The organism is Bacillus cereus group sp. BfR-BA-01349, assembly GCF_022663795.1.
Lineage (GTDB): Bacteria > Bacillota > Bacilli > Bacillales > Bacillaceae_G > Bacillus_A > Bacillus_A cereus.
This window is the reverse complement of sequence record NZ_JAKUGE010000100.1, coordinates 1-2,848: the sequence shown is the minus strand read 5'-3', so window position 1 is coordinate 2,848 and position 2,848 is coordinate 1. Positions and strand designations below refer to the sequence as shown.

Genomic DNA, 2,848 nt, shown 5'->3' with positions numbered 1-2,848 from the left:
TAAAATAAAAATTGACGTTTCACGTTGTTTGTTTCGTTCAGTTTTCAAAGAACTACTTGGTCGCTCATTTGCGACTTCCTTATGTTAACATTTTCATCTTTCAATGTCAACTAAGTTTTTCATTTCGTTTGTCGCTTGCGACGTTATTGTCATCGGCGACTTGTTCTATATTACACCTCTAAAGTATAATCGTCAACACCTTTTTATAAAGAACTTCAATTTAATATTTTTATGCTCTTTTAGCTAGATACGTCTCTATAGGATTTCATTATCGGAGCACACCTTCTGCTTCTCTTTAATTTATTTTTCCAAATATATTCAAGTTAATTTGAACTCTAAACTTAACTTGTGTGGACGTTTTCCTCCAACAAAACTAGTAACCTTATTTTAACAAATACTAGTATATAATTAGAGAGTTGTTGTACTATCAATAAAACTCTATTAGAAGCAGGTGAAGATATGAAAGATATACGTATCCTTATAGCAGACGACGATAAAGAAATCCGAAATTTATTAAAAATATATTTAGAACGAGAATTATACATGGTAGACACTGCAATCAACGGCGAAGAAGCCTTGCATTTATTTAATCAAAATAAATATAACCTCGTTATATTAGATCTTATGATGCCCAAAATAGATGGAATCGAGGTATGTAAAAAACTTAGAGATAAAACTAACATACCTATATTAATGCTCACAGCTAAAGATCACGAAGTTGATAAAATTTTAGGTTTAAGCATTGGTGCTGATGATTATATTACGAAACCTTTCAGCATTCACGAAGTAATTGCACGAGTAAAAGCTCTTATGCGACGTTTTTTAGTTCTCGGAAGTAACAATACTGTTCAAGAAAAAACTACTTTATCTTTTAAAGGACTAACTATCAATTTAAATACATACACAGTTCATACAAACAAAGAAGAAATCAGCTTAACCGGAAAAGAATTGGAACTGTTAAAATTCTTTACTTCAAACCCAGGGCAAGTATTTACAAAAACACAGCTCTTCCGAAATGTGTGGGACGATAATTATATAGAAGATGACAATACCGTTATGGTACATATTCGAAAACTTAGAAAGAAAATAGAAATTGACCCTTCCAATCCAAAATTCATTCAGACTATATGGGGAATTGGTTATAAGTTTGTAGGTGAAAAGCTTGAAGGCTGATAAAACCCTCTTCCTTATTTCATTACAACTTATCATTTGTGGGATTTTAAACATACAAATGGGCCCAAGAGTAAAAATGTCTTTATTTATTATCCTTATCTTAATTACAATTTATCTCTTCTTTTCAAGAATACAATTCATTCAACATCGTAAAGCAATGGATACTAAATTAAGTCGTGTACTAAAAGGAAACTTACAAACGGGATTATTCACAAGCAATGACCACTCATTACATAATATCGTTTTTTCAATAAACGAGCTAATAGCTAAATTAGAGCAGGTTCAGATTGAAGCCAAAAGATCCGAGGAATCCAGAAAACAACTTTTGTCTAGTATCTCCCACGATATACGAACACCACTCACCTCCATTATCGGATATATAGATGCTTTGAAAGACGGAGTTGCTGCTTCTGAAATAGAAAAACAAGAATATCTTAAAATACTCTATATGAAATCAAATAACTTAAAGCACCTAGTTGATGAAATATTCAATATGGCGAAGCTAGACGCTAATGAATTTCCACTAAAAGAAGAAGAACTCGACTTTTCTGAAGTTACTAGAGAAGTTTTGATTGAATTTTTACCTGAGCTCTCAAAACATAACATCGAACTGCAAATTCTCATACCAGAGTCTACTTGTCCTATCATCGCAGATCATCTAAGCATTATGCGGATTATCGGTAACTTAATGAAAAATGCAATTTATTACGGAAAGGATGGGAAAACAATAGGAGTCGAACTGCTAGAAGCTGATGCAGAATACAAACTTCATATTTGGGATCAAGGCCCTGGTATTCCAAAACATGATTTACAAAACATATTTGAGCGAATGTACCGAAGCGAACAATCAAGAAACTCTTCATTTGGTGGTAGCGGTCTCGGACTCTCTATTTCTAAAGCACTCGTTGAAAAAAATGGTGGGCATATATGGGTTGAAAGTACTCCATGGAAACGAACTACTTTTGGCTTTTCTATTCCAAAACACAATACTTTTAAGAAATAGTTAAGAAATGATTAATATGCAGTTAAGCCTTCCTTTTTATGATGTAAGTAAGAACTTATAGAAAGCAGGTGTCTCCTATAAATACAATTATAAAAACGACTAACCTTACTAAAGTATATGGCAATCAAAAATCAGTAGATAATTTAAATATTAATGTTCAACAAGGAGAGATTTATGGCTTCATAGGCCGCAACGGTGCTGGTAAAACAACAACCATTCGTATGCTGCTTAGTCTTATAAAACCTACAAGTGGAACGATTGAAATATTCGGAGAGAACTTATTCCAAAATCAAAAAGATATTTTAAGCAGAATTGGTTCTATAGTTGAAGTTCCAGGATTTTATGAAAACTTAACTGCAAAAGAAAACCTACTAATTAATGCAAAGATAATTGGGGTTCACAAAAAGAATGCTATCGAAGAAGCATTAGAAATAGTAGGCTTGCAGCATGAGACAAAAAAGTTAGTAGGAAAGTATTCTTTAGGAATGAAGCAACGCTTAGGAATTGCACGCGCTCTTCTCCATTATCCTGAGCTACTCATATTAGATGAACCAACTAACGGACTAGACCCTATTGGTATTAAATGTGTAGCATCCTAGCCCGAGAGGGCTGGGGTAGCTACTAACCCTTACGGGTCGCGATAGGTAAAGCTTTGAAGTTATCTCTACTTTT

The 2,848-nt window shown here is 33.4% G+C and carries 2 protein-coding genes and 1 pseudogene; all 3 read left to right on the top strand.

Annotated elements, in window-relative coordinates; translation table 11 throughout:
* Nucleotides 1-459 precede the first annotated feature (459 nt).
* On the top strand, nucleotides 460-1,173 hold the full coding sequence (locus MR169_RS27825) for a response regulator transcription factor (protein WP_242320381.1): 714 nt from the start codon (nucleotides 460-462) through the stop codon (nucleotides 1,171-1,173).
* Nucleotides 1,163-2,176, top strand: coding sequence for a sensor histidine kinase (locus MR169_RS27820; RefSeq protein ID WP_242320380.1), 1,014 nt, complete (start codon nucleotides 1,163-1,165; stop codon nucleotides 2,174-2,176). The genes MR169_RS27825 and MR169_RS27820 overlap by 11 nt, the downstream gene beginning before the upstream one ends.
* Nucleotides 2,177-2,244: 68 nt before the next feature.
* Nucleotides 2,245-2,760 (top strand): annotated as a pseudogene (locus tag MR169_RS27815) (ATP-binding cassette domain-containing protein); the annotation flags it as partial.
* Between the last annotated feature and the right edge of the window lie 88 nt (nucleotides 2,761-2,848).